The sequence below is a fragment of the Arthrobacter crystallopoietes genome, from assembly GCF_002849715.1.
In the GTDB taxonomy this organism is placed as follows: Bacteria; Actinomycetota; Actinomycetes; order Actinomycetales; family Micrococcaceae; genus Crystallibacter; species Crystallibacter crystallopoietes.
In genome coordinates this window covers 237980-264892 of the sequence record NZ_CP018863.1, presented here as the reverse complement: position 1 = coordinate 264892, position 26913 = coordinate 237980, and the positions used below count along the sequence as shown (strand labels likewise).

The following is a 26913-nucleotide window of genomic DNA, read 5'->3' as shown; positions in this document are numbered from 1 at the left end:
GAGCAGTACATGGAAGTTTGGCCCGGAGAAGCCTATCCGCTGGGTGCCACCTACGACGGCAATGGAACGAACTTTGCCTTGTTCAGTGAAGCAGGCGAGCGCGTTTACCTCTGCCTGTTTGACGACGACGGCGAGGAAACCAGGGTTGAACTTAAGGATGTGGACGGCTACGTCTGGCATTGCTACCTCCCGCATGTTTTGCCAGGCCAGAAGTACGGCTTCCGTGTTGACGGACCGTATGATCCGGCGAACGGGCAGCGCTGTAACGTCAACAAGCTGCTGCTGGATCCGTACGCCAAGGCCGTGCACGGGGAGATCGACTGGGACCAGTCCCTGTTCGGCTACAACTTCGGCGACGAGAACTCGCGCAACGACGAGGACTCCGCCGCGCACATGATGATGGGCGTGGTGGTCAGCCCGTTCTTCGACTGGGACGGGGACCGCAAGCCGCGCATTCCGTACCACCGTTCGGTCATCTACGAGGCGCATGTGAAGGGCCTGACGCAGCTGCACCCGGACATCCCCGAGGAGCAGCGCGGCACCTATGCCGCCATTGCGCATCCGTCGGTGATCGCGCACCTGCAGAAGCTGGGCGTCACCGCGATCGAGCTGATGCCGGTGCACCAGTTCGTCAATGACAGCACGCTGCAGGAAAAGGGCCTGTCCAACTACTGGGGCTACAACACCATCGGCTTCTTTGCCCCGCAGAACACCTATTGCTCCACCGGGGACGCCGGGCAGCAGGTGCAGGAGTTCAAGGCCATGGTGCGCGAGCTGCATCTGGCCGGCATCGAGGTCATCCTGGACGTGGTCTACAACCACACCGCCGAGGGCAACCATATGGGCCCCACATTGTCCTTCCGGGGCATCGACAACTCCGCGTACTACCGCCTCATGGAAGATGAGAAGCAGTACTACATGGACTACACCGGCACCGGAAACTCGCTCAACGTGCGCCACCCGCACTCGCTGCAGCTGCTGATGGACTCGCTGCGGTACTGGGCCACGGAGATGCACGTGGACGGTTTCCGGTTCGACCTGGCCTCCACACTGGCGCGCGAGTTCTACGATGTGGACCGGCTGTCCACCTTCTTCGAACTTTGCCAGCAGGATCCGGTAGTTTCGCAGAGCAAACTCATCGCCGAGCCGTGGGACGTAGGCCCCGGCGGCTACCAGGTGGGCAACTTCCCGCCGCTGTGGACGGAGTGGAACGGGCTCTACCGGGACACGGTCCGGGACTTCTGGCGCGGCGAGCCCTCCACCCTGGGCGAGTTCGCCTCGCGCATCACTGGTTCGGCGGATTTGTACGAGAGTTCCGGCCGCCGCCCGGTGGCCTCGATCAACTTCGTCACCGCCCATGACGGCTTCACGCTGCGGGACCTGGTCTCCTACAACGAGAAGCACAATGAGGCCAACGGCGAAGACAATAACGACGGCGAATCCCACAACCGCTCGTGGAACTGCGGGGTGGAGGGGGAGACGGACGATCCGAAGGTGCAGGGCCTGCGCGCCCGGCAGCAGCGGAACTTCCTGGCCACGCTGCTGCTGAGCCAGGGCGTGCCGATGATCGCGCACGGCGACGAGCTGGGCCGCACCCAGCAGGGCAACAACAACGTGTACTGCCAGGATTCCGAGCTGTCCTGGGTGGACTGGGACAAGGTTGACCAGCCGCTGCTGGAGTTCGTCGCCGCGGTGAACAAGCTGCGCACCGAACACCCCACGTTCCGCCGTCGTCGTTTCTTCGATGGGCGGCCGGTCCGCCGGGGCGAGGGCGAGGCGCTGCCGGACATTGTCTGGCTGACCGCGGACGGAACCCTGATGGAGCCCGAGGACTGGGACGCGGCGCTGGGCCGGTGCATCGGGGTCTTCCTCAACGGCCAGGGCATCCCGGGCCGGGACGAGCGCGGGCAGCGGATCACGGACGAGAACTTCCTGATCTACTTCAACGCGGATGACCATGATGTGGAGTTCGTTCTGCCACCGAAGGAGTACGCGGCCAAGTGGGACCAAGTGATCGACACCGCCGGCGAGTACGCCGATTCCGAACCGATCGCGGCAGGGAAGCCCATGACTGTGCAGGCCAAGGCGATGGTGGTGCTGCGGGCATACACGCCGCCGGCCGACGAGCCTGACCACTCCGTGGCGGCGTCGCTGGCGGCCATGGCGGATGCCAAGGGCACGGGCAAGGGATCCGTATGAAAACCCCGCTCTCCACCTACCGCCTGCAGATCCGCGAGTCCTTCAACCTGTTCGACGCGGCTCGGCTGGTGCCGTACCTGCGCGAGCTCGGCGCGGACTGGGTGTACCTCTCGCCGATCCTTACGGCAGAGCCCGGCTCGGACCATGGGTACGACGTCGTCGACTTCACCGTAGTGGACCCGGCGCGCGGCGGAGCCGAGGGGCTGAAGGCGCTCTCCGAAGCCGCGCACGCCGCCGGAATGGGCGTGTTGGTGGACATCGTGCCCAACCACATGGGCGTGGCCACACCGGTGAACAACCGGTGGTGGTGGTCGCTGCTGGCCGAGGGGCGCGGCTCGCGGTATGCGGAGGCGTTCGACGTCGACTGGGACGCCGCGGGCGGGAAGCTCCGGCTGCCGGTCCTGGGCGACGGCGGCGCGGAACTGGACTCGTTGGAGCTGGTGGACGGCGAGCTGCGGTACTACGAGAACCGCTTCCCCGTGGCCGCCGGAACAGCGGATGACGGCGCGGACGCCCGCACTGTCCATGAGCGGCAGCACTACCAGCTGGTGAACTGGCGCCGGGCGGACAGCGAGCTGAACTACCGCCGGTTCTTCGGTGTGAACTCGCTCGCCGGGGTGCGCGTGGAAGTACCGTGGGTGTTTGAGGAATCGCACGCCGAAATTCGGCGCTGGTTCACCGAGGGACTGGTGGACGGGCTGCGCATCGACCACCCGGACGGTCTCGCGGACCCCGGCGGCTACTTGCGCCAGCTGCACGAGCTGACCGGCGGGGCGTACGTGCTGGTGGAGAAGATCCTGGAACCGGGGGAGAGCCTGCCTTCGGGCTGGTTCTGCCACGGCACCACCGGGTACGACGCGCTGGCGGACGTGGACCGGCTGTTCGTGGACCCGGAGGGCCGGGAGCAGCTGACCGATGTGGCCCCCGTGGAGCCCTACCGGCACATGATCCACGACACCAAGCGTGCCATCACGGACGGCATCCTGCGCTCCGAGGTGCTCCGGCTGACCCGGCTCATCCCCGCATCAGCGGACCTGGAGCAGGACATTGCCGCAGACGCGCTCGCCGAACTGCTGGCCTGCTTCCCGGTCTACCGCAGCTACCTGCCGCAGGGCGCGGAGTACCTGGAGGAAGCGGTGATCGCCGCGCAGGTGCGCCGCCCGGACCTGGCCGAAACGATCGTCGCCCTGCAGCCGCTGCTGAATCCCGAAGGCGAGCTGACGGCACTGGCCGTCCGCTTCCAGCAGACCTCGGGCATGGTGATGGCCAAGGGGGTGGAGGACACCGCGTTCTACCGCTACTCGCGGCTGACCTCGCTGAACGAGGTCGGCGCGGACCCGTCCATCTTCGCCATCGAGCCGTTCGACCTGCACACCAAGCTGGTCCGCCGACAGCTGGAACAACCGCTGGCCATGACCGCGCTGAGCACGCACGACACCAAGCGGAGCGAGGACACCCGCGCCCGGATCAGCGTCCTCTCCGAGATGGCCGGCGAGTGGTCCGCGAAGTTCGCGGAGCTGGATGCGGCCGCGCCGCTGGGTGATGTGCCGTTCGCGGACCTGCTGTGGCAGGCGGCGCTGGGCGCGTGGCCGTTCAGCCGCAAGCGCGCCCACGCCTACGCCGAAAAGGCGGCGCGGGAAGCGGGTAACAGCACCTCCTGGCTGGACCCGGACGAGCAGTTCGAAGAACAGCTGCACGCTGCCGTGGATGCCGCCTTCGACAACCCCGAAGTCAACCGGATCCTGAGCACGCTGGCGGAAGAGACCAAGCTGCCCGGCTGGACCAACTCGCTCTCGGCCAAGCTGGTGCAGCTGACCATGCCCGGTGTTCCCGATGTCTACCAGGGCACCGAGTTCTGGGACCATTCGCTGGTGGATCCGGACAACCGGCGGCCGGTGGACTTCGATGCCCGGCACAAGGCCCTCGCCCGCCTCGGCGAGGGGACCATCCCCGCGATCGACGAGGGTGCGCAGGCCAAGATGCTCGTGGTGGCCCGGGCTTTGCGGCTGCGCCGCGACCGGCCGAACCTGTTCAACGGTTACGAAGCAGTCAACGCCGAGGGTGCCGCAGCGGAGCACGTTTTCGGTTTCGACCGCGGCGGAGCCATCACCCTGGTCACCCGTTTGCCGCTGGGACTGCAGCGCGCCGGCGGATGGCGGGACACCGCCGTCGTTATTCCGGCCGGACGCTACCAGGACATGCTCACCGGGCTGGTCTTCAGCAGCACCGGGGCGCTCCCGGTGGGTGACGTTTTCGCCGGCCTGCCCGTGGCCCTGCTGGTCAAGGAGGAAGAACAGTGAGTACCGGAATAGCCCCAGCACGCTTTGACGTCTGGGCGCCGCTGGCCAAAACCGTCGAGCTGAAGGCGGCCGGCCAACTGCTGTCCATGGTTCAGAGCCAGGACGGCTGGTGGTCGCTGGCCGACCCGTCAGCTGCGCCCGCGGGGGACACAGACTACGGCTACCTGCTGGACGGGGAAACCACGCCGCTGCCGGATCCGCGATCGCGCCGCCAGCCGGACGGAGTGCACGGGCTGTCCCGCACGTTCGACGCCGGCGCCCACCAGTGGGCGGACGGCGGCTGGCAGTCACCGGGGCTGAACGGCGGCGTGATCTACGAGCTGCACCTGGGCACCTTCACCCCGGAAGGGACGCTGGACGCCGCCACTGCCAAGCTGGACTACCTCGCCGGACTCGGCATCGACTTCGTGGAACTGCTGCCGGTCAACGCGTTCAACGGCACGCACAACTGGGGCTACGACGGCGTGCACTGGTACGCGGTGCAGGAAACCTACGGCGGCCCCGCGGCGTACCAGCGGTTTGTGGACGCCGCGCACCGGCACGGCATCGGCGTGATCCAGGATGTGGTCTACAACCATCTGGGACCCAGCGGGAACTACCTGCCGCGCTTCGGCCCCTACCTGAGCGCTGCGGGCGGTAACAGCTGGGGCGACTCGGTGAACCTGGACGGCCCCGATTCGGACGAGGTCCGCCGCTACATTTTGGACAACGTGCTGATGTGGTTCCGCGACTACCATGTGGACGGGCTGCGGCTGGATGCCGTCCACGCACTGCAGGACGAGCGCGCGGTACACATCCTCGAAGAGTTCTCGGCCGCCACGGATGAATGCTCCCGGGAGCTGGACAAGCCGCTGTTCCTGATCGCGGAATCGGATCTGAACAATCCGCGGCTGCTGGAGTCCCGGAACGTGAACGGTTACGGACTCACCGGGCAGTGGAGCGACGATTTCCACCATGCCGTCCATGTGAACCTGACCGGCGAAACCGCCGGCTACTACGCGGACTTCGAGGGCCTGGACGTGCTGGCGAAGGTGTTCACGGAAGGCTTCTTCCACAACGGCACCTACTCCTCCTTCCGGCACCGGCACCACGGCCGGCCGATCAACAAGGAACGGGTGAACGCGCGCCAGCTGGTGGTGTGCACGCAGAACCATGACCAGATCGGCAACCGCGCGGCGGGGGACCGGCTGTCCTCCACACTGGGCTATGGCCGGCTGGCGATGGCCGCGGTGCTGAACCTGACGTCGCCGTTCACGCCGATGCTCTTTATGGGCGAGGAGTTCGCGGCGTCGACCCCTTGGCAGTTCTTCACCTCCCATCCGGAGCCGGAACTGGGCGAGGCCACGTCGGCCGGCCGGCTTCGGGAGTTCGAGCGGATGGGCTGGGACCCGGACCTCGTGCCGGACCCTCAGGCCGGGTCCACCTTCACCAATTCCAAGCTGGACTGGTCCGAGCCGGAGCGCGGGGACCACGCCCGGCTGCTCGCCCTCTACAAGGACCTGATCGCGCTGCGCCGGCAGACCCCGGAACTCACGGACCCTGACTTCGCCTCCGTCCACGTGGAATTCGACCAGGACCACGGCTGGTTCATCCTGCGCCGCGGCCGGATCAGCGTGTGCTTCAACTTTGCGGACCGGACCTGCACTATGGATGCGGGCACCGGCCGGCTGCTGCTCGCCACCGCGGACGAAGTGAACCTCGACGGCGTGCTGACGCTGCCGGCCAACTCCGCCGCGATCATCCGCGGTCAGGGCTAGGAGCATGATCAGCGCCTGGACCGGTCGCCAGATCCGCGCCGCCGAGCAGCCGCTGCTCGACGCCGGCCACGGCGACCGGCTCATGGCCACCGCCGCCCACGGCCTGGCCAACGCCGTGCTCCGCGCAGTACGGGAAACCCGCGGACGGGTTTACGGCGCGAGGCTGGCGGTGATCGCCGGCAGCGGCAACAACGGGGGAGACGCGCTCTTCGCCGCGGCCACCCTTGCACGCAAAGGGATGAGTACGACGGCGGTGCTCACCTCGGCGCGCAGCCACCCGCAGGCGCTGGCCGCGTTTGAGAAAGCCGGCGGGACCGTGCTGCGGCTGGCCGCTGGTGGTGACGGTGCCGGCGCGGGTGCCGATGATTCCGCCGCTGCGGCAGCCGGTCCCTTCGTCACCCCGGACGAAGCCGCAGCTCTCTGCTCCCGTGCGGATGCGCTGATTGACGGGATTCTCGGAACCGGCGCTTCCGGGGGCCTGCGCAGCCCGGCGAAGGAACTGGTGGAGCGCATCATTGGGCTGGATGCCCCGGCGCTGACCGTCGCCTGCGACCTGCCCAGCGGAGTCTCCGCCGAGACCGGGGAAGTCTCCGGGCCCGTCATGCCGGCAGACCTCACCGTGACCTTCGGTGGCACCAAAGCCGGACTGCTCACGGATCCCGCCGCCGGGCTCGCAGGCAGAGTGCTGACCGTGGATATCGGACTCGGTCCGCATCTGCCGGCACCGGAACTACGGCGGCTGGAACCGGCGGATCTGGCCGACTGGTGGCCGGTGCCGCAGAGAACCAGCCACAAGTACACGCGCGGCGTGCTCGGCATCGTCGCAGGGTCGGCCCAGTATCCGGGAGCCGCGCTGCTGTGCACGCAGGCGGCCGCGGCCACCGGCGTGGGCATGATCCGCTACCTGGGACCGCAGGAGATCTGCCGCCTGGTCAACCTTTCGACGCCGGAAGCCGTCTGCAGCCAGGGCAGCGTGGGGGAGAGCCGCGTGCAGGCCTGGCTGGTGGGACCCGGCGCCACCGGTGATCGGGACCAGCAGGCCCGCGTCCGCGACGCACTCGCTTCCGGGCTGCCGGTGGTGGCGGATGCCGGCGCGCTGGACAGTCTGCCTTCCGATCTGGGCCCGCAGGTCATCCTGACGCCGCACGCCGGTGAACTCGTCCGTATCCTGGCCGAGCAGGACGTGGAGGTGACGCGCGAGCAGGTGGAGGCAGCGCCGTCGGACTTTGCACGCCTTGGCGCCGGGCTCACCGGTGCTACCGTGCTGCTGAAGGGCGCAACAACCGTCATCTCTTCACCATCCGGTGCCCTCTTTACCCAGGACAACGCCACGCCCTGGCTGGCGGCGGCAGGATCGGGTGACACGCTCGCCGGGATCCTCGGCGCGCTCGCCGCCACTGTCCAGCGCGACCTCCTGGCCGAAGCAGGCATTGCGGAGCCGGACCATTGGGCGGCGGTAGCGGCCATGGCCGCCGCTGTGCACGGGATCGCCGGAACCGAGGCCGCTGCCGGGGGACCGGTCGCCGCATCGGACATCAGCCGGGCCGTGCCCGAAACCGTGCGGGCGTTGCTGGAACTCCGGCAGGATGGCTGAAGCTCCCACTGCCGGCTGGACCTCAGGCGGAGTGCGAGGTTTCAGTCGCGATCGGGCGGCAGGATCCTGACGCAGCAGCGCCCGGGCGCGGGATCCAGCACCGCCGTGCAGCCCTCGGGTCCGGTCTTGCCGGTCACCGCCGACAACAGATCCAGGTTCAGCCCGCAGATAGTGGCCGTGTGGCGTTGCGACAGGCGGTGGAACGGACAGTTCTGCAGGACGATGCTGCCGTCCTCCTCGGTCTCGGGCTTGAACCCGTACTTCTCCAACGCCTGCTCCAAGCTGTCCGCGTCCTTGCCGATGGAGTTCCCGGCCTCGGCGGCCACCCGGCGCAGGGACTCTTCCACCGGCGTTCCGGTCCGGTGCGAATTCTCGACGGCGGCCGCGAGGAGTTCGGCGGCCAGATCATAATGGCGCTGGGGCAGGCTGACCGAGACTTCCCGGACCGCCGGGGCGTACAGTTTGGTCGGCCGGCCTGACCCGGGTCCGCTGCGCCCGGTGAGGCGCCGGTAGCTGACGGTCAGCAGTTCTTCCCGCGCCAGCCGGTCCAGATGGAAGGCCGCCGTGCCGCGCACCATGCCTAGGGCGCCGGCGACGTCGTCCCGGCTCACCGGCCCGTCCGCTTCGAGGATGTATTCGTAGACGCCACGCCGGGAGGAATCCGCTAAAGCGGCAACTGCGCTGACCGAATCGGACTCCGTGCGTGCTTTCATACCTGCGATTTTACTCTAAAAACAATGACCATTGACATAACAGCCGCGTCTTTCTAAAGTCAAGTATCACTACTTTTAGAAAGGAACGGTCATGGTCACCCACCAGCCCCGCCTAGCAGACCGCCCTGGTCTGCGCAGCCATACGCACCAGGCCTTTTTGCTGCTGCGTACCGTCTTCACCATCGCGCCGATTCTCTTCGGCCTCGATAAGTTCTTCAACGTGATGGTCGACTGGACCACCTACCTGGCTCCCATCGCGACCGACATCATCCCGGTTTCCCCGCAAGCATTCATGTATGCCGTCGGCGTTATAGAGATCCTCGCCGGCATTCTCGTGGCATGGAAGCCGCGGATCGGCTCGCTGGTCGTCGCTGCCTGGCTCGCCGGCATCATCATCAACCTGTTGTTGGTGCCCGGTTACTTCGATGTCGCCCTGCGTGATTTCGGACTCCTCGTCGGCGCTCTGGCCCTTAACCGCCTGTCCTCGGGCGACAAGCACTGAATTTTCGATTTGAAAGCGACCGGAAGGTAAACGCATGATGGACGAATGACGTTTGAGGCTGCGGGCAACCGCTACGAGAAGATTCCATACCGCCGGGTAGGACGCAGTGGACTGCGGCTCCCGGCGGTTTCTCTGGGCCTGTGGCACAACTTCGGCGACGACAAACCGTTCGAAACCCAGCGCGCCATCCTGCGCCGCGCCTTCGATCTGGGTGTCACCCATTTCGACCTCGCCAACAACTACGGCCCGCCCGCCGGCAGCGCCGAGACCAACTTTGGTCGGCATATGCGGGAGGACTTCCTGCCGTACCGCGATGAACTCATCATCTCCACGAAAGCCGGCTACCTGATGTGGCCGGGCCCGTACGGCGAATGGGGATCGCGGAAGTACCTGCTCTCCAGCCTCGACCAGTCCCTGAAGCGGATGGAGCTGGACTACGTCGACATCTTCTACAGCCACCGTCCGGATCCGCAGACCCCGCTCGAAGAGACCATGGGTGCCCTGGACCAGGCCGTGCGTTCCGGCAAGGCGTTGTACGCCGGTATCTCCTCCTACACACCGGAGCAGACCCGCGACGCCGCACGGATCATGCGAAAACTCGGCACGCCGCTGCTGATCCACCAGCCGTCCTACTCCATGCTCAACCGCTGGGTCGAAGACGGCAGCCCCAACCTGCTCGAAGTCCTCGAGGAAGAGGGCCTGGGCTCGATCGCTTTCTCCCCGCTGGCCCAGGGCCTGCTGACGGACCGCTATCTCGGCGGGATCCCGCAGGACTCGCGGGTTGCCCAGAACAAGTCCTTCGCGGCGGACTGGCTGAATGAAGACCGGCTTTCGCGCGTCCGCGCCTTGAACCAGATTGCCGCCGGCCGAGGTCAGTCGCTGGCCCAGCTCGCGATCGCCTGGGTGCTCCGCGAGCAGCGCAAGGGCGGCCAGGTCACCTCGGCGCTTATCGGCGCCTCCAGCGTGAAGCAGCTCGAGGACAATCTCGCTGCCGTCGAGAACCTGGATTTCTCCCTGGAGGAGATCGACATGATCGACCAGTATGCAGTGGAATCCGGCATTAACCTCTGGGCCCAGCAGTAGCGTCAGGCACGGCGGCACCGGCCTCCCCGGGACCGGAATCGTCGGATCCTGAATCGTCCCGCGGTGGACGCAGCAGGAACGTGTACTTGTCCAGCAACCGCGCCAGCAGGTCCAGTGCCTCATTTATGTCCGACGGCGTAGGCATGGTTGAGTGCGGGTCAAGCTGGGCATGGGTGATGTGCTGGTCCACATAGCACTTGATCCCCGCGGTCTTCTCGGTCAGCGCGGCAAGGTCCGCGCGGGGCACCGCAGGATTCAGGTGCCCGAACTTCAGCGTGTCTGCCTCCGTCTTGAAAGCAAGATCCAATTCACGACGGCGTTCTCCGGTTGCGTCACCGAGGAACCAATCAGCGGCCAACAACCTAGGCTCCTCCGCCATCTTTTGCAGTAGCCGCTTGAACGAGCCGGTCCGCCGGTCGCCGTCGACCATCCGCCGGATTCCCAACCCTGCGTCGCGGTAGTAGAGCATGGCCAGCCAGCTTTGCCCGTCCGGTGAAGCCGCAGCACTGCCCCATCCATCGGCACTCTGGAAGTGGCTATCGGTTTCCTGTCCTGCAGAACGTGCAGTCATCTTCAACCAGATCCGCCGGTTTTCCAGCAGCTCTGTGATTTCAGCGGTGATTCGCTCCAGCAGCGTAAACCAGTCGGCAGGAGGCTCCTGGTGTGCTGCCTGTCCTTGGTCCTTTTGCCTGCCGTGAACTGATGGCATGAACCCATCCTGACAGTTCGTGATGCTCGTGGGCCAGCGCGCGCCCATACAGCGAGGAAACCGTCTCAACGCATGCCTGCCGACATCGCATCTCAATCGTGACCGTAATAGTCGCAGTCCAGACGCGTCGTAGGTGACGCGTCCCCTATTCTTCTAAGGTCATTCACCGTGTTCTTGATGCTTGGCCTTTGTCCGCCATCATGCGAGTCGATAACCTGCAGACGCTACGTGTCCGCAAGAATCGGCAGCGTCAAGGCTGAGAATCTACCTTGTACTTCCTAGGAGCGGTCATTCCCGTGGCACTGGCTGAAATCAGTATCGAGCAATTTAGCGCGGGCATTTGGATACTGACAATCGTGATGGGGGTGGTGGCGTATCTATGGCATTCACCTAAGCGTCTGGCGCATCCGCCAAGAGGCCTGCGGCAGGCGCGAAAACTGCTTGCGGGGGCCCTTGGGGCCGTTGCGACCTTCATCGCTGCCAACATCGCTTCCGGAATCTATGTGGTTGCGCATCCGGGAGATCCACGCTGGTCTGATGATGCTCCGCTGTCCGCCCCGTCATTGTCGGGCACTCCGATGATCGGACAACATCTGCAACCGCTCGACTCCGTCATGGACGACATCGTGGCGAGGATCAACGTTGTCCGGGATATTCAGCAGGCGATTCCCGTTGCTCTCGACTTCTTCGCTGCGGCCGGATGGGGATGCCTTGCGGTGATTCCGTTGGCACTTTTCGCCCTCGTTGTCCGCAAGAAGTGGCAAAAAGCAGAGTCCGCAAGCTACAGGCAGACCATCGAAGATCTCCAGCAGGAGCTCGACGATGTCAAGCGGTTCGTGAACTACCAGAACTCACGATAGACAATGCCTCGTGTGCAATTTTGCATGGTGTGCAAGTTTGGGTTTATCGTAGATGAGTGACATCGGAACAATCCCCATCAGCCGACTCCGGCGGCCGCCGCGAGCTGAACAAGCGCGCCACCCGGACTGCCATATCGACGGCGGCGCTTAGCCTCGCCCGTGCCCATGGGCCCGGCGGCTTCACCGTTGACCAACTGGCCGAAGAGGCTGCAATCTCCCGCCGCACCTTCTTCAACTATTTCCCGTCCATCGAGGCCGCACTCACGCGTCCGGTGGAGGAGTTCCTAGAAGGCGCCTTCGCGCAGCTCTATAACCGGCCGGCCGACGAGCCGATCATGGACGCCGTGCTCGCCACCTTGGGCGGGGACGTTTCCCAGGAACAGATGGCGCTGCTCTGCGAGATCTACGCGATGGGGGAGGACGATCCCCAGCTGGAGCGCATGCAGCTGCAGGTCTGGAACAAGGCCCAGCAGAAACTCGAAGAGGGCCTGCGCGTCCGCTTGCCCCAGTCCGAGAGCGACCTGCTGATCAATTCGCTCGCCGGTGCACTGATCGCCTGTGGCCAGGCCGCCATGCGGGAAGCCGCCGCCGAAACTGCCGGCCGCTCACCGGACGCAGGCTCGTTCCAAAAGCATCTGCTGGTGAGCATCGGCATGCTCCGCACCGGCTTCAACTCACTTTCGAAGGACTCCTGACGCATGGCCTCGCTGCTGTATTCCCTTGGCAAGTTCGCCGCCCGCAAGCGGTGGTGGTTCGTCTCCGCCTGGCTGGCCATCATGGTGGCCGTCGGCGGTTCCCTCGTTGCGTTCAGCGGGACGTTGTCCAATACCTTCACCATCCCCGGCACGCCTGCACAGGGCGTGCTGGATGAGCTGAAGGAGAAGATGCCGGAGGCCTCAGGCGGCCTGGGCACCATTGTCTTCACCACCGAGGACGGCACGGCCTTCACCGCCGAGCAGGAAGACGCGATCACCGCGATCTCCCAACAACTGACGGACAACGACGCCGTCAAGAGCGCCACCGATCCGCTCGAACTGCAGCGCTCCCTGGACGATGCACCGGAAATGATTGACGACGGCGAAGCCGAACTGGAATCCGCCAAGCAGCAACTGGAGGCAGGCCAGGCCGAGCTGGACGCCGGCAAGGCCCAGCTTGCACCGGCCCAGCAGCAGCTCGAAACCGCCGAGGCGCAGATCCAGCAGCTCGAGGCGGCCGGCCAAACCGCTATGGCGGAGCAGGCCCGCGCACAGCTGGAGCCGCAGCGCGCCCAGCTGGAAGCGGCCCAGGCCCAGCTGGCCGAAGCCGAGCAGCAGCTTGAAGACGGCCGCGCGGAGTACGAGTCCGGCGTCGCCGAGCTTGAAGCAGCGAAGCTGCAGCAGCAATCCTCCGAAGGCCTGCGCTTCGTTTCCGAGGACGGCTCGGCCGCCTTTGTGCAGGTCCAGTTCGAACAGCCCATGATGGAGGTCGCCAAGGCAGACCGCGACCAAGTCCAGCAGATCACCGAGGCGGGCCTCGTTCCCGGCCTGCAGGCGGAGTACAGCAAGGACATCGTCGAGGACATCTCCCAGCTCTTCGGCGCCGCGGAGATTATCGGTATCGCGGTCGCGGCAGCCGTCCTGATCCTCATGCTCGGCACGCTCATCGCAGCCGGACTGCCGCTGCTGATGGCGGTCATCGGCGTCGGCGTAGGCGTCGGCGGCACCATGGCCCTCAGCGGCGTCGTCGAAATGAGCTCCATCTCGCCGGTCCTGGCCCTGATGCTCGGCCTGGCCGTGGGCATCGACTACTCGCTCTTCATCGTCAACCGACACCGCACGCAGCTGCTCTCCGGCGTGCCGCTGGTCGAATCCATTGGCCGCGCCACCGGCACCTCCGGCAACGCGGTGCTCTTCGCGGGCCTGACCGTGATCATCGCCCTCGCCGCGCTCGCGGTCCCGGGCATCCCGTTCCTGACCGTGCTGGGCCTCGCCGGTGCCGCAACGGTGGCGGTCGCCGTCGTCGTTGCTTTGACGTTGACCCCGGCCATGCTCTCGATCATGGGCAAGCGGATCCTGTCCACGCGGGCCTGGGCCAGGGCCGGAATGAGCGGCCCGGTTAGTGAAAATACCGTTCAAACAACGACGGCGGGTGGAGAGTTCTACAACGATCCCAAGCGCAGCTGGGGCAAGGCCGTCACCCGTCATTCGTGGCTGTCCTTGGTAGCCGGCGTGGCGGTTCTTGGACTCATGGCGGTTCCCGCCGCCGAACTGCGGCTGGGCCTGCCCGACGGCAGCTCCGAACCCGCGGACTCCACGGCCTACCAGGCCTACACTCAGCTCGGCGAGAACTTCGGTGAAGGCATCAACGGTCCGCTGATCATCGTGGCGGACCTGCCCGAAGGCCTCGAAGGCACAGCCAAGGACGAGGCACTGCTGGAGCTGTCGCAGGAACTGCGCGCCATGGACCACGTCTCCGCCGCGGTGCCCACCGGCACCAGCGAGGACGGCCGCACCGCAGTCCTGCAGGTCATTCCGGAGGAAGGCCCGGCGGCACAGAGCACCGAAGACCTGGTCCACAACCTTCGGGCCGAAGCCGACGCACTCGAGGCGAGCACCGGCGTCGGGGTTTCGTTGACGGGCCAGCCCGCCATGCAGATCGACGTCTCGGACAAGCTGGCCGATGCCATGCCGGTCTATCTGGCCATTGTCATCGGGCTCTCGCTGATCCTGCTGCTGCTGGTTTTCCGCTCCATCCTGGTGCCGCTGCTGGCTACCGCCGGTTTCCTGCTGTCGCTCGGCGCGAGCTTCGGCGCCGTCGTGGCGATCTACCAGTGGGGCTGGCTGAGCGAGGTCTTCGGCGTCCACCATCCGGGCCCGATCCTGAGCTTCCTGCCGATGATCCTGATCGGCGTGCTCTTCGGCCTGGCGATGGATTACCAGATGTTCCTGGTCTCGGGCATGCGCGAATCCTTTGCCCATGGCGAGGACGCACGTGCCGCGGTGGTCAGCGGCTTCAACCACGGCGCCAAGGTGGTCACGGCCGCCGCGATCATCATGGTTTCCGTGTTTGCCGGCTTCATCTTCTCCCACCTGACCATGGTCCGGCCCATTGGCTTCGCGCTGGCGCTGGGTGTGCTGCTGGATGCCTTCGTGGTGCGTATGACGCTGATCCCCGCGGCCATGCATTTGCTGGGCAAGTCCGCATGGTGGATGCCGAACTGGCTGGACAAGATCCTGCCGGACGTCGATGTCGAAGGGGCGAAGCTTGTCCCTACTGGTTCTGCCGCCACGCCTGCGGACGGCGCCACGGATACGCTTGAGGAAGCAGCCGTCCGCTGACCTCAAGCTGATAACGCTTGCACGGCGGACGGGAATTGCCGCCCGCCGTGCAACCCTCCGGCGGGCTGGCCTGGACACGAGGAGCACTATGTACATTCGCGACGCCACGGCCGCCGACTGGCCCGGCATCTGGTCCGTCATGGAACCGATCATCCGGGCGGGGGAGACCTACACGCTGGACCCCGAGAGCTCGGAAGAGTCGCTTCGCGCGAAGTGGCTGCATTTGTCCGGCCAGGGCCGTACCTTTGTAGCAATTGACGACGGCGGTGCAGTCACCGGAACTGCCGAGCTCCACCCGAACTACGGCGGGGCTGCGGCCAGGGTGGCGAACGCCGGGTTCATGGTGCACCCGGACCGCGGCGGCAAAGGTATCGCGAGGGCCTTGGCCGACCACGTCCTGGAGCAGGCACGGGCAGACGGCTACCGCGCGATGGTATTCAACGCCGTCGTTGCTTCCAACGTCAGGGCTGTGCGGCTGTGGGAGTCACTGGGCTTCGAAATCCTAGCGACCATTCCGGAAGCGTTCGACCATCCGGTTGAGGGGCTGGTGGGGCTGCATGTCATGCACCGGAAGCTGGATTAACGGGCTTTCCTGACCGTGCCTGCGATGCGGTAGGAATCATCCAGCAGTTCGGCCAGCTCCTCAGCGGAGATCTGATCAAGCCGCACCAGCACCAGTTCGGGGGAGCGTTCATGGTGCGGCGTCCAGAAGAAGATATCCGGGGACGTGCCGGCGAGGGCGTCCCGTTCCCGGGTCTTGACCGTGAGCACGCCATCCTCCCACATGCGGGCCATCAACGTTCGCGCAAACCAGGCCGGATTGCCCCAGCTGAGCCTCTCGGTGACTCCCGGAAATGACAGGCAGATGTGTCGGACGTCGTCCTCGGTTTGCATGGCACCACCCTTGCACGCCGGATGTGGGAACGTCTACGAATCTGTCCGCTAGACGTTCCGGGCGGTGACTTTTCAGCTACCGCCGGCTTTGTCCGCGGCCCTGAATATTTCCCATGCGGCAACTATTGCCAGTTTGGCGGAACGGCGGTCAAATGGAGAAGTCGACGCGGTAGCAGCCGTCTCGCCGAATTCATTAGGAGGCCCAGCTTGGGGTAGCTGGAGAAGGGATCTGACATGCCGTTCTCTGCTTTGAAACCATCGGACGAGTTTCCGAAAGATCTTTCAAGCCTGTCCGAGCCTGATCTGGAGGTTTTGCAGAGGCGTGTTAATGAGGAACTCTTTCGAGAGTGCAATGAACGGCTGATCGCGGACACTGAAACGATGTTCAGGTTCAACGCCGTCGCCCACGAAGTAGCTGTCCGCGAAGCCTTCCGCGATCTCAGCGGTCTTTAGCTGCAAACTGCACTTCTACGCGATTGCATGGTTCCTGCCGGTGTGCCTCCTGCCGGGCTCTTGGAAACCGGTGCGGAAAAGAATTTTGAAGAATATCCGGGGAATCCGTCAGACGCTGTGAATAAGCGTCTGTATTGTCACAGCCGGATGATGGACTGAGGCTATGGCAGCGGAAGAGCAGTCGGCACCGGTTTCCGGTTCCCCGGCCCCCGGACAGGAGTCCGCGGGGACGGAGTCCGGGGCGCAGGGGCTTGTGGAGCACGGGTTCTCGCTGCGCTGCCTTCAGCAGGGCCGGCCCACGACTGCCGGGCAGCGGCAGGAAGCGCTGCGCAAGGCCCTGGAGCGGCTGGATCTGCATGCTGCGCAGGACCGCAAGCGCGGCCTGGCACACGCCCGCGAATACATTGCGGCCGGCAAACCGGCGAAGCATGCCACGATGGCCGGTTACATGGAGGAGATCTACGCCGAGGCCCGCGGCCCGGTGCTGGATCCGCCGACGCTGGAGTCCTACGGCGAGGACCCGCTGGCCGGGCAGGAGATCCCCGGCCGGGTCGGGGAGCCGGAGCATCTCGGTGCCTCCGCCGGGATCGATGACTTCGCGGCCTGGGAGCGCGAGGAATCCTGGGCCTGCTGGCCGCCGTCCGGCCCGTTCCCCGCCAGCTGGGGCCCGGCCGAGGACCTCGAGGGGCTGCCCGGGGAGCTGTTCACCGAAACCCACGCGGGGTACTACGCCGAACGCCTGGCCCGGGTCACCGCCGGCACCCCCGCCGACTGGTTCAGACTCTTCCATGCCACCGCCACCGCCAGCAACACCAACCCCGGTGATGCCGCTGATACCGCTGATGCGGCCGGCGGCGGTGAGGCCGCCACCGCCACCGCCAGCGACGGCAGCAGCAACGCTGTGAACGCTGCCGGTGCTGCCGGCAACGCCGAGGCCGCCACCGCCAGCAACACCAATCCCGGTGATGCCGTTGTGGTTGCCGGGGCGGGGGTGCGGGGGTTTGCGGAGTTGGATTACCGGTCGGCGGTGGAGCAGCTGGCCGCGGGCAAGAGGCTGGCGGCGTGGCTGGACGCGGGCCTGGTGCGCCTGACGCACCGGATCGGGCAGACCGCCGTCGAGGAGCTGCCGCCGCGGGAGCCGGGTACGCCGCCGGCCAGCCGGGCCGGGCTGGAGGAGTTGGCGGAGCAGTCCGTGGTGAAGGAACTGGCCTGCCTGTACCGGATCACGGAGAAGCAGGCCCGTAGCCGGTACGAGACCGCGCAGGATTTGTGCGAGCACTACCCGGGCACGCTGGCCGCGCTCACCGCCGGGGACCTGGACCTGGAGCACGCGGGGGTGATCACCCGGCAGGGCGACATCCTCCCGGACGACGCGAAACCCGGGTTCGAAGCAGCCCTGCTGGGGGAGGCGCCGGATAAAACGCCGGGCGAGCTGCTGTACGCCGCGCGGAAGCAGCGGGAGAAATGCAATCCGGAAACCATCGAGGTGCGCCGCGAACGCCAGGTAAAGTGCCGTGGGGTGTATGTGGAGCCGGCGGATGACGGGATGGCGTTCCTGGGCGCGTATGTGACGGCCGAGGAAGCCTATGCCGCGTATGACCGGCTCACCCAATCGGCGCGGGGCCTGCAAACCGGGACGGAAACCCGCACCGCGGGGCAGCTGCGCGCGGACGTGTTTATCGAGTTGCTCCTGAACGCGGGGATGGAGGCCGGGCCCGCGGCCGGGATCCGGCCCGAAGTCGCGCTGACCGTGCCGGTGTTCACGCTGATGGGCCTGGACGAGGAACCGGCCACCCTCGACGGGTACGGTCCGATCCCCGCCGGCGCCGCCCGGAAGCTCTGCGAAGGCGCCACGTCGTTCTACCGGATCCTGACGCATCCCGAGACCGGGACCATCCTCTCCTACGGCAAAACCACTTACCGGCCGCCGGCGGACCTGGCCCGCGCGGTCCGGCACCGCGACACCACGTGCACGGCGCCGGGCTGCCATATCCCGGCGAAGGACTGCGACCTGGACCATACGATCGATTTCCATGCCAACGGCGGGCACGGACGGACGGATTTCGGCAACCTTGGTCCGCGCTGCGGGTCGGACCACCGGCTTAAGTCGCTCGCCGGGTGGAAAGTCACCCAGACCAGGCACGGCGAGTTCACTACCACCACGCCGGGGAACCAGACCTACACCACCAAACCCGGCGACACCGGCGCCGGGCCGCCGTCCTTCACCGACCGGGTCCTCAACGCACTGCCCGACAACTTCCGCCGCCGCCTCAAACGCAAAAAACCACCACCCGAGACGGACGCGGATGACGAAGCCGACAAGGACCCACCATTCTGACCGATTCTGAAATGGCGGGAGTTGGCGCGGGACAGAATCTGTCAGATATTGTCTCGTGCGGTCTCCTCATCGAAGCCTTTAGCGATCTCACCGGTCAGTTGCGGAGAGTCCGGTCCAGTAAATCGATCCGGGCGCGGAAGGCAGAGCATCTGGGGTGCGAAGGGCCGAGCAGTCGCTCCAGGGCGTCCACGGCGCCGGCATCGCTCGAGCCCATGTCCGTGGCGAGCCACCGGCTGATCAGTTCGGCGGAGCCGCTGGTGCGTACGGCGGCGCCGACGGCGAGGTTCAGTTCCTCCCGCAGGAGTTCCACGCAGAGCAGACTTGAACGGGTCAACAATGGCGCACTGTAGGCATCGAGCGCCTCACGTACCTTGCCTTGGCGCAGCAGTTCCATCACCTGGCGGGCATCCGATCCCCGTTCCGCCAGCCCGGTCAGTCGGTACGGCGACGAAGCGACGACATCGCCGAGGGCAGCTCGGATCCGGTGCATTTCTATGCGGACAGTCGAGGGTGTGCCTGTATCGCCGTAGAGCTCGAAGGCGAGCTCGTCCGCGCTCCAGCCTTGGCTGCGGGAATCCATCAGTGCCAGGATTTCGGCCCGTCGCAATGTCAACGGAACCTGCGAGCCATCGGCCAGCACTGCGGCAGGCTTGTCGCCCAATAGTTCCAACCGCACCCCCTCGGACGATCGGGCCGTGGCCACCCCACGGGAAGTCTTGCGGCGTTCTGGGGCAGCGGAAGCGGCAGCCCGGGCGCCGTCGTCGTGCTTTGCCAGCAGTTCCTCGGCCACCCGCACCCCGCAGCGCACCATGCGCAGGCTGTCGGCGGTCAGCGTGTCCAGAGGTCCGGACACATCCAGCACTCCAAGGACGTGGCCAGTGCGCGGATCGCGGATCGGCGCCGCCGTGCAAGCCCACTCGTGGTGGGTACGGACCAGGTGCTCGGCGGAGAACAGCTGCACCGGAGCGCCTGTGGTCAGGGCTTGGCTGATGGCGTTGGTGCCGATGCCGGCCTCGGACCAGTCCGCGCCCTCGATAAACTCCAGCGAGTCAGCCCTGCACAGCACCGAGGCACTGCCGATCCGCCACAGCACCTCGCCCTGGGCATCCGTGATGATGAGCAGGTGCCGGCCCTCAGTACCGTCTTCGGCCAGCAGGTCGGTGAGCGCGGGTAGCGTTGCCTGGAGACGGTGGCCGCGGCGAAGCTCGGCAACGTCGGCCGTGTCATGCAGGCGTCTGGGGCTGTGCTGATCCGGGTCGATGCCTAAAGCCATGGAACGCCGCCACGAGTCGACCAAAGCGGCTGGAATTTCGGGGCGGTGGACCCCGCCGATGACCTGCTCGTGCGCGGTGCGCAGCAGCCGGGCGTACTCACGCGGCGCAGTGAAACGCAGTCCCGGCTCCAAGGCAGCACCCGTATTCGGATAGGGCGGGCTTGCAGGCAACCGTGGCTCCTTCGTTCGATGCCAGCCGGAGTGAACGGGTGCAGACGGCCGTGTAACGCCGTTGCAACCCCCGCGGGCTAACACTGGTGATGTCGATCACGTTCGCACCAGCATACGCGTACCGCCGAAGCTGTTGCGACCCTCAGGACACGAGCAATTGACACAAAGGAGTGGACATGGCGGATTCACCGAACGACGTCGCGCAGGCGTGGCTGGACAACCTGGACGAAGCGCTGCAGGCCGGAAATATCGACGGCGCACTGGAACTCTTCGACGACGAGTGCTTCTGGCGGGACTTTGTTTCCTTCACCTGGAACCTGAAGACCCTGGAAGGCAAGGCGGCGATCCGGCGGATGCTCGAAGCCAGGCTGGCCGATGTGCAGCCCTCCGGCTGGAAGCTGGCCGAGGACGCCACCGGGGACGCGGCGGCGACCGAGGCCTGGGTCAATTTCGAGACCGGTGCCGCGAGGGGCTGGGCCCACTTACGGCTACGTAACGGCAAGTGCTGGACCTTGCTGACCACCATGCAGGAGCTCAAGGGGTTCGAGGAGAAAAAGGGGCCTAACCGGGACAAGGGCGTGGCGCATCGCATTACCAAGGGCCGGAAGTCCTGGCTGGAACTGAAGGAAGAGCAGGAGGCCCGGCTCGGCTATGAGGAGCAGCCCTATACCGTGATTGTCGGCGGCGGGCAGGGCGGGATCGGGCTGGCGGCGCGGCTGCGGCGGCTCGGCGTGCCCACCATCATCATCGAGAAGAACCAGCGGCCGGGGGACTCCTGGCGGAACCGTTACAAGTCCCTGCATCTGCACGATCCGGTGTGGTACGACCACCTCCCGTACATGAAGTTCCCGGATGACTGGCCCGTCTTCGCCGCCAAGGACAAGATCGGCGACTGGCTGGAATACTACACCCGGATTATGGAGCTGAACTACTGGTCCGGCACCGAGTGCACCAAGGCCCGGTTCGATGAGGCCGCAGGCGAGTGGATCGTGGACGTTGTACGCGACGGCGAACCGGTCACCTTGCGCCCGAAGCAGCTGGTCTTCGCCCTCGGCGTTTCCGGCTACCCCAACATCCCGAAGTTCGACGGCGCGGACTCCTTCCTGGGCCAGCAGCACCATTCCTCCCAGCACCCCGGCGGTGGGGACTGGACCGGCAAGAAGGCCGTGGTCATCGGGTCCAACAACTCCGCGCATGACATCTGCGCCGACCTGTGGGAGCACGGCGCGGACGTGACGATGGTGCAGCGGTCCTCCACGCACATCTCCCGCAGCGAATCGCTGATGGATCTGGGCCTCGGGGACCTGTATTCGGAGAAGGCGCTGGCCAACGGCGTGACCACGGAGAAGGCCGACATGCTTTTCGCCTCGCTGCCGTACCGGATCCTGCCGGACGCGCAGAAACCGGTCTACGAGCAGATGGCGGAACGCGATGCGGAGTTCTACTCCCAGCTCGAGGCCGCGGGGTTCGACTTGGACTTCGGCGAGGACGGTTCCGGCTTGTTCGTGAAGTACCTGCGGAGGGGCTCCGGTTACTACATCGACGTAGGCGCCTCCCAGCTGATCATTGACGGCCGGGTCAAGCTGGCCAACGGGCAGGTGGACAAGATCACCGGCAACGCCGTGGTGCTCGACGACGGCACGGAGCTGGAGGCGGACCTGATTGTCTACGCCACCGGCTTCGGCTCAATGAACGGTTGGCTGGCGGACCTGGTGTCGCCGGAAGTGGCCAGCCAGGTGGGCAAGTGCTGGGGGTACGGCTCCGACACGCCGAAGGATCCGGGTCCGTGGGAGGGCGAACTGCGCAACATGTGGAAGCCCACCAATGTGGAGAACCTTTGGATCCACGGCGGCAACCTGCACCAGAGCCGGCACTACTCCACCTACCTGGCCCTCCAGCTCAAGGCCCGGATGGAGGGTCTGGACACGCCGGTGTACGAACTGCAGGAGTCCCACCACACGCGCTAGCCGGGCGATGCCCATCGAGGGAAACCTACCGCAGAAGCAATAACAACGACGCCGGCCGGTCGCACCAGGTGCGACCGGCCGGCGTCGTTTCCCAGTCATCTTTGCGGGCGCGAATCCTTTCGCGGGCGGGACATCGTGCTTACGCCCACTTGTAGCCGTGGGCCTGTTCGTAGGCCTCCAGCAACCGGTGCGCCACATGGCCCGACAGGATCAACGGGTGGATCATGAAGGCCCGCAGGGCTGCATCGCGGTCTCCATGGGCTGCCTTGATTGTCTCCTGTTCCACCGCCTTCAGCTGCGCCATGAGGCCGGCCTGGTGCAGAGTCAGCGGCTGCCTGACCGGCAGCGGCCGGGCGCCATCGGCCGTCACCTCCGAAGGGACCTCAATGACGGCGTCCTCAGGAAGCTGGGGAAGGGTAGTTCCGTTGCGGACGTTCAGGATCAGCTCGGTCCGTTCTCCGGAGAGCAGTCCCCGCATGGTCTGGAGCGCCACTCGTTCATACCCGCCGCCGGTCACATCGCACTCATCCCGCGACCCGCCTTCGGGCCGGGCTTCGGCCAGATAGCCCTCTTCGCGCGACCGTCGGACGGCATCCCAGTCCTGGAACGGCGTCGGCGAAGAGTGCAGCTTGGCGTAGAGTTCCTGCTGCTGATCGTGGATGGATTCGCCGCGGGTCCGGGCCGCACCGGCCATGGCCAGCGTCGCTTCCCGCCGGAAGTAGTAGTAGAACAAGTACTCATTGGGAACGGTTCCGAGTACCCGAAGCATCGGCGCGCCGAACACCCGGCCCTCTTCGAAGGAAGCAAGCGCCCGCTCGTCGGCCAATAACTTGGGAAGCCGATCCTCGCCGTCGTAATTCAGGGCGCGCAGCCAGCCCAAGTGGTTCAGGCCCACGTAATCGACGCCGGTTAGCCGCCCTTCCTGAAGCGGAACTCCGACAGCCTGGGCCGCGCGCCGGACCAATGCGACGGGGGAGTCGCAGATGCCAATGACCTTCCGCCCGAGGACCTTGTGCAGTGCCTCGGTGACCATGCCTGCAGGATTGGTGAAGTTGATGAGCCACGCGTCCGGACAATGGACCTGCATTTGCCGGCCGATTTCCAAGACAGCGGGGATGGAGCGAAGCGCATAGGCAATGCCGCCGGCGCCGGTGGTTTCCTGGCCCAGGATGTTCAGCCGCGCCGCAACGCTTTCGTCGACGGTTCGGCCGGCAGTGCCGCCGGGTCGGATGGCGCAAAAAACCACATCAGCTCCGGCAAGAGCGTCCTGGAGGTTTTCGGTCAGCGTGAACCGGGGAGGCTGGGCGCCCTCGGGCAGGGGAAGATCGCCGAGTACGCGTGCGATGGCCTGAAGCCGGCTGCCGTCCGTATCCTGCAGCACGAGTTCATCTATGAGCCCCGCATAGGGTCCGGTGGAAAGGGCCCGGTAGACCAACGGCACCCGGAAACCTCCGCCGCCCAGAATTACCAGCTTGACCACAGCACCCCTTTGACGATTTGCCCGGCTGGATCAAAATGACAGCCAGCCCCCTGCTTGTATTGTGCCAGTATGACCAACATCCTCAACCAACCACACGGATATGACCCGCTGGCTGCAGGCCGGACACCGGAGAGCCCGGCTTTCGACCTGCTGCTGACGGGGCCGGTCTTTCTGGACATTATCTTCACCGGTCTCAGCTCCCTGCCGGAGCCGGGGGAAGAACTGTGGAGCGAGGGAATGGGATCCTGCCCCGGGGGTGTGGCAAACCAAGCCATTGCCGCCAGCAGGCTGGGCTTGAACACCACGCTGGCCGCGGCGTTCGGGGACGACGCGTACGGCGAATTCAACCGCAACATCATCGGCGCGCAGGAGTACGTAGACCTGTCCCTGTCGCGGAACTTCCCGGGATGGCATTCGCCGGTGACGGTCTCCCTCTCCACCGACAGGGACCGGTCGTTTATTACTCACGGCCACGCCGCCCCGCTCAGCGCATCCGAACTGGTTGGCGATCCGCCACCATGCAGGGCCGCCATCACGTCGCTGGCGCCGGAACTGGAACCGTGGGCACTGGCTGCTGCCGGAAACGGGACAAAACTCTTTGGCGATGTTGGCTGGGACCCCACCGGGCAGTGGTCCGAGTCCACCTTGGCCAATCTCGAAAGATTCCACGCCTTCCTGCCGAACGATGCGGAGGCCATGCGCTACACCGGAACCGACGATCCGTGGGCGGCACTGTATGCCCTCGCGGACCGGGTGCCGGTGGCGGTGGTGACCCTGGGCTCGCGCGGGGCGATTGCCATCGATTCGATCACGGGCGAAGAGGACTGGGTGCCCGCGCTGCCGGTGAAGGCCTACGATTCCACCGGCGCCGGGGACTGTTTCAGTGCGGCGTTCCTGATGGGCACATTGGCCGGCTGGAAGCTGGCCGACCGGCTCGCGTTTGCGAATCTGTGTGCTGCGCTGTCCGTCCAGCAATTCGGTGGCTCGCTGGCGGCACCGGGCTGGGGCGACGTGGCGGACTGGTGGCAGCAGGTGAACGATACGCGCGAGGGAGTGCGCGGGCAGTGGCTGCGCCGGTATGCCTTCCTGGAGAAGATCATTCCCGAGATTCCGCCGCTGGCCGTCCGCCGGGCCACCGCCACCGTGGCGCGGCATTCGGACGTCTGAGACGGGGCTGAGGGCGGGCTCAGCGCGGGCCCGAGGGCGGGCTTGACCCGGTTTTCAGGCTGCTGATGAAAGAATGAACGGGTGAGTTCTGAAGCAGGCATGAGTTATGACCGCCAGGCAGTGATTGACCTGGACGCCATCCGGGCAAACGTCCGGCACTTCCTCGAGATCGCCGCCCCCGCCCGGGTCATGGCCGTGGTCAAGGCGGACGGCTACGGGCACGGCGCCGTCGAGGTTGCCCGCGCGGCGTTGGAAGCCGGGGCAAGCTGGCTTGGCACCGCGCACATTTCCGAAGCGCTCAAACTGCGGTCGGCCGGTTTCGACGCGCCGATCCTGGCCTGGCTGCACACTCCCGACAGCGATTTCGACGCCGCCATCAACGCCAACGTGGATCTTGGCATTTCCGGCTGGGAGCTGGAATACGTGGCGGCGGCGGCCAAGCGGCAGGAACGGCCGGCGCGCGTGCAGCTCAAGATCGATACCGGCCTGGGCCGCAACGGCTGCGCGCCTGCGCAGTGGGAGCCGCTGGTCAGCCGGGCCGTGGAGTTCCAGGAGGAAGGGCTGCTGCGCGTGGTCGGGGTCTTCTCGCACCTGGCCGTCGCCGACGAGCCGCACCGGCCGGAAACGGATGAGCAGATTGACCGGTTCCGCGAGGCGGTGGCGGTGGCCGAGAACGCAGGCCTGGACCTTGAGGTGCGCCATCTGGCCAACACGCCCGGGACCCTGACCCGCCCGGACGCGCACTTCGACCTGGTTCGCGTTGGCCTTGGCCTGTACGGTCTTTCACCGTTTGAGGGGCAGGTGCCGGAGGACCTCAAACTCAAGCCGGCGATGACCCTGCGTGCCCGGGTGGCCAACTGCAAACTCGTTCCGGAGCACCAGGGCGTTTCCTACGGCCTGCGCTACCACACCGAGGAGCCCACCACCCTGGTCCTGGTGCCGATGGGCTACGGCGACGGCATTCCCCGCAGCGCAAACGGCGCCCAGGTTGCCATCGGCGGCAAGCGCTATGACGTGGTGGGCCGGGTAGCCATGGACCAGTTCGTGGTGGACCTGCGCACCTCCGAGACGGAGGACCTTGTCGGCGCGGAAGTCATTCTGTTCGGTCCCAGCGAGGATGCGCCGGGGGCGGAGGACTGGGCCGCGGCGGCCGGCACCATCAACTACGAGATCGTCACGAGGGTCAGTCCGCGCGTGCCCCGCGTGTACATTGGCCGGGACCTCGAGACCGGTGCGGCCGCCGGCATGGAGCCTTCCGTGGACTTCACCGCGAATTACGACGGCGCGAACCACACTTCGGGGAACCACAACACGGCAAATTACGACGGCGGGGCCTCCGCCGCTGCGGACGGCAGCAATGGCGCGGGGGACCGCGAGTGACTGACCCGGAGGAACCGACACCGGTGTGGGCAGCGGAGTATTCGGTAGCCAGCGCGGAAGAAACCCAGACCCTGGCTGCCCGGATCGGTGCAGAGTTGCAGGCCGGGGACCTGATCGTCCTGACCGGGGAACTCGGGGCAGGCAAGACCACTTTCACCCAGGGGCTGGGCGAAGGCATGGGCGTACGCCCCGGCATCATCTCGCCCACTTTTGTGCTGGTGCGGGTCCACCCCAGTCTGGGGGACGGGCCCGATCTGGTGCACGTGGACGCCTACCGGCTGGAGTCGGCCGGCGAGATCGACGATATTGACCTGGAAAACACCATGGACAGTGCCGTGACCGTGGTCGAATGGGGCCGCGACCGGGTGGAACACCTGGCGGAGAGCCGGCTGGACATCACGCTGGTGCGTGCCACCGGAGCTGATCTGGCTGCGGGCGGAACGCACACCGCGAACACCGGGAGCACCGGGAGCACCGCGAACACCGGGAGCACACCGAGCACCGTGAACTCAGCCAACTCAGCCGGCTCAACGGATACTGCGGAAGCCGGCGGCAGCCCCGCCGTCGTACTTGATTTTGATGAACCGGACGACGCTGAAGACCGGCAGATCCGCATTGCCGCCTACGGCCCGCGCTGGGCCGGGGGCAATCCGTTCTAGTAACGCCGTCGAAGGAATGACCTGGCCGCTGCCGCTGCCCGCGGCGCGCCACGGCCGTGTCAACGAGCAGGCATGGGCAGTCCTCCCCATCGCGCGG

21 protein-coding genes are annotated in these 26913 nt (G+C 66.2%); 16 read left to right on the top strand and 5 right to left on the bottom strand.

All coding sequences use genetic code 11. From position 1 onward, the window contains the following. Positions 1 to 9: 9 nt before the first annotated feature. The 4 genes from glgX to AC20117_RS01190 are packed head-to-tail and all read left to right on the top strand — an operon-like array spanning position 10 to position 7850. Positions 10 to 2199 (top strand): glycogen debranching protein GlgX, encoded by a 2190-nt coding sequence (glgX, locus tag AC20117_RS01205; RefSeq protein ID WP_074701351.1) that lies wholly within the window; start codon positions 10 to 12, stop codon positions 2197 to 2199. Next, positions 2196 to 4499, top strand: a complete 2304-nt coding sequence (treY, locus tag AC20117_RS01200) for a malto-oligosyltrehalose synthase (protein ID WP_074701352.1) — start codon at positions 2196 to 2198, stop codon at positions 4497 to 4499. The genes glgX and treY overlap by 4 nt, the downstream gene beginning before the upstream one ends. Further along, entirely contained in the window at positions 4496 to 6256 is a 1761-nt protein-coding gene (treZ, locus tag AC20117_RS01195; protein WP_074701353.1) for a malto-oligosyltrehalose trehalohydrolase, read from the top strand. The genes treY and treZ overlap by 4 nt, the downstream gene beginning before the upstream one ends. A 4-nt stretch (positions 6257 to 6260) precedes the next feature. Beyond that, positions 6261 to 7850, top strand: a complete 1590-nt coding sequence (locus AC20117_RS01190) for an NAD(P)H-hydrate epimerase (protein WP_074701354.1) — start codon at positions 6261 to 6263, stop codon at positions 7848 to 7850. Positions 7851 to 7891: 41 nt separating this feature from the next. On the opposite strand, the gene AC20117_RS01185 is transcribed toward AC20117_RS01190, so the two are convergent. Beyond that, positions 7892 to 8563, bottom strand: a complete 672-nt coding sequence (locus AC20117_RS01185) for a helix-turn-helix transcriptional regulator (RefSeq protein WP_074701355.1) — start codon at positions 8561 to 8563, stop codon at positions 7892 to 7894. Positions 8564 to 8654: 91 nt separating this feature from the next. Here AC20117_RS01185 and AC20117_RS01180 point away from each other — a divergent pair, with 91 nt between their 5' ends. Together AC20117_RS01180 and mgrA are read left to right on the top strand one after the other, a co-directional pair. Further along, positions 8655 to 9065, top strand: coding sequence for a hypothetical protein (locus AC20117_RS01180; RefSeq protein ID WP_074701356.1), 411 nt, complete (start codon positions 8655 to 8657; stop codon positions 9063 to 9065). A 45-nt stretch (positions 9066 to 9110) separates the two neighbouring features. Next, positions 9111 to 10148, top strand: coding sequence for an L-glyceraldehyde 3-phosphate reductase (gene mgrA / locus AC20117_RS01175; RefSeq protein ID WP_074701357.1), 1038 nt, complete (start codon positions 9111 to 9113; stop codon positions 10146 to 10148). Here mgrA and AC20117_RS01170 read toward each other — a convergent pair. Then, complete coding sequence (locus AC20117_RS01170; protein ID WP_074701358.1) at positions 10126 to 10857, bottom strand: hypothetical protein; 732 nt, start codon at positions 10855 to 10857, stop codon at positions 10126 to 10128. The genes mgrA and AC20117_RS01170 overlap by 23 nt on opposite strands. Before the next feature lie 296 nt (positions 10858 to 11153). Here AC20117_RS01170 and AC20117_RS01165 point away from each other — a divergent pair, with 296 nt between their 5' ends. The 4 genes from AC20117_RS01165 to AC20117_RS01150 all read left to right on the top strand — a co-directional run bounded on the left by AC20117_RS01165 (position 11154) and on the right by AC20117_RS01150 (position 15617). Then, entirely contained in the window at positions 11154 to 11717 is a 564-nt protein-coding gene (locus tag AC20117_RS01165) for a hypothetical protein (RefSeq protein WP_083339787.1), read from the top strand. Between the two features lie 56 nt (positions 11718 to 11773). Beyond that, positions 11774 to 12412, top strand: a complete 639-nt coding sequence (locus AC20117_RS01160; RefSeq protein WP_074701359.1) for a TetR/AcrR family transcriptional regulator — start codon at positions 11774 to 11776, stop codon at positions 12410 to 12412. Positions 12413 to 12415: 3 nt separating this feature from the next. Further along, a complete protein-coding gene (locus AC20117_RS01155; RefSeq protein WP_074701360.1) occupies positions 12416 to 15034 on the top strand; it encodes an MMPL family transporter in 2619 nt (872 codons plus the stop codon). An 88-nt stretch (positions 15035 to 15122) separates the two neighbouring features. Next, a complete protein-coding gene (locus tag AC20117_RS01150) occupies positions 15123 to 15617 on the top strand; it encodes a GNAT family N-acetyltransferase (protein WP_074701361.1) in 495 nt (164 codons plus the stop codon). On the opposite strand, the gene AC20117_RS01145 is transcribed toward AC20117_RS01150, so the two are convergent. Further along, on the bottom strand, positions 15614 to 15928 hold the full coding sequence (locus tag AC20117_RS01145; protein ID WP_074701362.1) for an MmcQ/YjbR family DNA-binding protein: 315 nt from the start codon (positions 15926 to 15928) through the stop codon (positions 15614 to 15616). The genes AC20117_RS01150 and AC20117_RS01145 overlap by 4 nt on opposite strands. 234 nt (positions 15929 to 16162) lie before the next feature. Between AC20117_RS01145 and AC20117_RS23185 the strand changes: the two genes are divergently transcribed. Beyond that, positions 16163 to 16381, top strand: coding sequence for a hypothetical protein (locus AC20117_RS23185; RefSeq protein WP_139186801.1), 219 nt, complete (start codon positions 16163 to 16165; stop codon positions 16379 to 16381). A 163-nt stretch (positions 16382 to 16544) separates the two neighbouring features. Then, entirely contained in the window at positions 16545 to 18719 is a 2175-nt protein-coding gene (locus tag AC20117_RS01140) for an HNH endonuclease signature motif containing protein (RefSeq protein WP_074701363.1), read from the top strand. 94 nt (positions 18720 to 18813) lie between these two features. Here the strand turns inward: AC20117_RS01140 and AC20117_RS01135 are convergent, their stop codons facing one another. Next, positions 18814 to 20163 carry a helix-turn-helix domain-containing protein gene (locus AC20117_RS01135; RefSeq protein ID WP_236777409.1) on the bottom strand — a complete coding sequence of 450 codons (1350 nt, stop codon included), beginning with the start codon at positions 20161 to 20163 and terminating at the stop codon, positions 18814 to 18816. A gap of 176 nt (positions 20164 to 20339) precedes the next feature. Here AC20117_RS01135 and AC20117_RS01130 point away from each other — a divergent pair, with 176 nt between their 5' ends. Continuing rightward, a complete protein-coding gene (locus AC20117_RS01130; RefSeq protein WP_074701364.1) occupies positions 20340 to 22130 on the top strand; it encodes an NAD(P)/FAD-dependent oxidoreductase in 1791 nt (596 codons plus the stop codon). 139 nt (positions 22131 to 22269) lie between these two features. Here AC20117_RS01130 and AC20117_RS01125 read toward each other — a convergent pair whose 3' ends face one another. Then, positions 22270 to 23610: a family 4 glycosyl hydrolase gene (locus AC20117_RS01125; RefSeq protein ID WP_074701365.1), complete on the bottom strand. Its 1341-nt coding sequence runs from the start codon at positions 23608 to 23610 to the stop codon at positions 22270 to 22272. Positions 23611 to 23679: 69 nt separating this feature from the next. Between AC20117_RS01125 and AC20117_RS01120 the strand changes: the two genes are divergently transcribed. The 3 genes from AC20117_RS01120 (at position 23680) to tsaE (ending at position 26816) form a co-directional block, all read left to right on the top strand. Further along, the gene (locus tag AC20117_RS01120; RefSeq protein ID WP_074701366.1) at positions 23680 to 24777 is read left to right on the top strand and encodes a carbohydrate kinase family protein; all 1098 of its coding nucleotides are present in this window, start codon (positions 23680 to 23682) and stop codon (positions 24775 to 24777) included. A gap of 99 nt (positions 24778 to 24876) precedes the next feature. Next, positions 24877 to 26157 (top strand): alanine racemase, encoded by a 1281-nt coding sequence (alr, locus tag AC20117_RS01115; RefSeq protein ID WP_083339788.1) that lies wholly within the window; start codon positions 24877 to 24879, stop codon positions 26155 to 26157. Continuing rightward, a complete protein-coding gene (tsaE, locus tag AC20117_RS01110) occupies positions 26154 to 26816 on the top strand; it encodes a tRNA (adenosine(37)-N6)-threonylcarbamoyltransferase complex ATPase subunit type 1 TsaE (RefSeq protein ID WP_083339789.1) in 663 nt (220 codons plus the stop codon). The genes alr and tsaE overlap by 4 nt, the downstream gene beginning before the upstream one ends. Positions 26817 to 26913: the final 97 nt, after the last annotated feature.

What these genes read in the sequence shown, in the direction of transcription:
- AC20117_RS01130 (WP_074701364.1), top strand. Translation starts at nt 20,340, where the DNA reads ATGGCGGATTCACCGAACGACGTCGCGCAGGCGTGGCTGGACAACCTG.
- mgrA (WP_074701357.1), top strand. Translation starts at nt 9,111, where the DNA reads ATGACGTTTGAGGCTGCGGGCAACCGCTACGAGAAGATTCCATACCGC.
- AC20117_RS01145 (WP_074701362.1), bottom strand. Translation starts at nt 15,928, where the DNA reads ATGCAAACCGAGGACGACGTCCGACACATCTGCCTGTCATTTCCGGGA.
- AC20117_RS01150 (WP_074701361.1), top strand. Translation starts at nt 15,123, where the DNA reads ATGTACATTCGCGACGCCACGGCCGCCGACTGGCCCGGCATCTGGTCC.
- AC20117_RS01185 (WP_074701355.1), bottom strand. Translation starts at nt 8,563, where the DNA reads ATGAAAGCACGCACGGAGTCCGATTCGGTCAGCGCAGTTGCCGCTTTA.
- AC20117_RS23185 (WP_139186801.1), top strand. Translation starts at nt 16,163, where the DNA reads ATGCCGTTCTCTGCTTTGAAACCATCGGACGAGTTTCCGAAAGATCTT.
- AC20117_RS01190 (WP_074701354.1), top strand. Translation starts at nt 6,261, where the DNA reads ATGATCAGCGCCTGGACCGGTCGCCAGATCCGCGCCGCCGAGCAGCCG.
- AC20117_RS01120 (WP_074701366.1), top strand. Translation starts at nt 23,680, where the DNA reads ATGACCAACATCCTCAACCAACCACACGGATATGACCCGCTGGCTGCA.
- AC20117_RS01155 (WP_074701360.1), top strand. Translation starts at nt 12,416, where the DNA reads ATGGCCTCGCTGCTGTATTCCCTTGGCAAGTTCGCCGCCCGCAAGCGG.
- AC20117_RS01170 (WP_074701358.1), bottom strand. Translation starts at nt 10,857, where the DNA reads ATGCCATCAGTTCACGGCAGGCAAAAGGACCAAGGACAGGCAGCACAC.
- glgX (WP_074701351.1), top strand. Translation starts at nt 10, where the DNA reads ATGGAAGTTTGGCCCGGAGAAGCCTATCCGCTGGGTGCCACCTACGAC.
- treY (WP_074701352.1), top strand. Translation starts at nt 2,196, where the DNA reads ATGAAAACCCCGCTCTCCACCTACCGCCTGCAGATCCGCGAGTCCTTC.
- AC20117_RS01140 (WP_074701363.1), top strand. Translation starts at nt 16,545, where the DNA reads ATGGCAGCGGAAGAGCAGTCGGCACCGGTTTCCGGTTCCCCGGCCCCC.
- alr (WP_083339788.1), top strand. Translation starts at nt 24,877, where the DNA reads ATGAGTTATGACCGCCAGGCAGTGATTGACCTGGACGCCATCCGGGCA.
- AC20117_RS01180 (WP_074701356.1), top strand. Translation starts at nt 8,655, where the DNA reads ATGGTCACCCACCAGCCCCGCCTAGCAGACCGCCCTGGTCTGCGCAGC.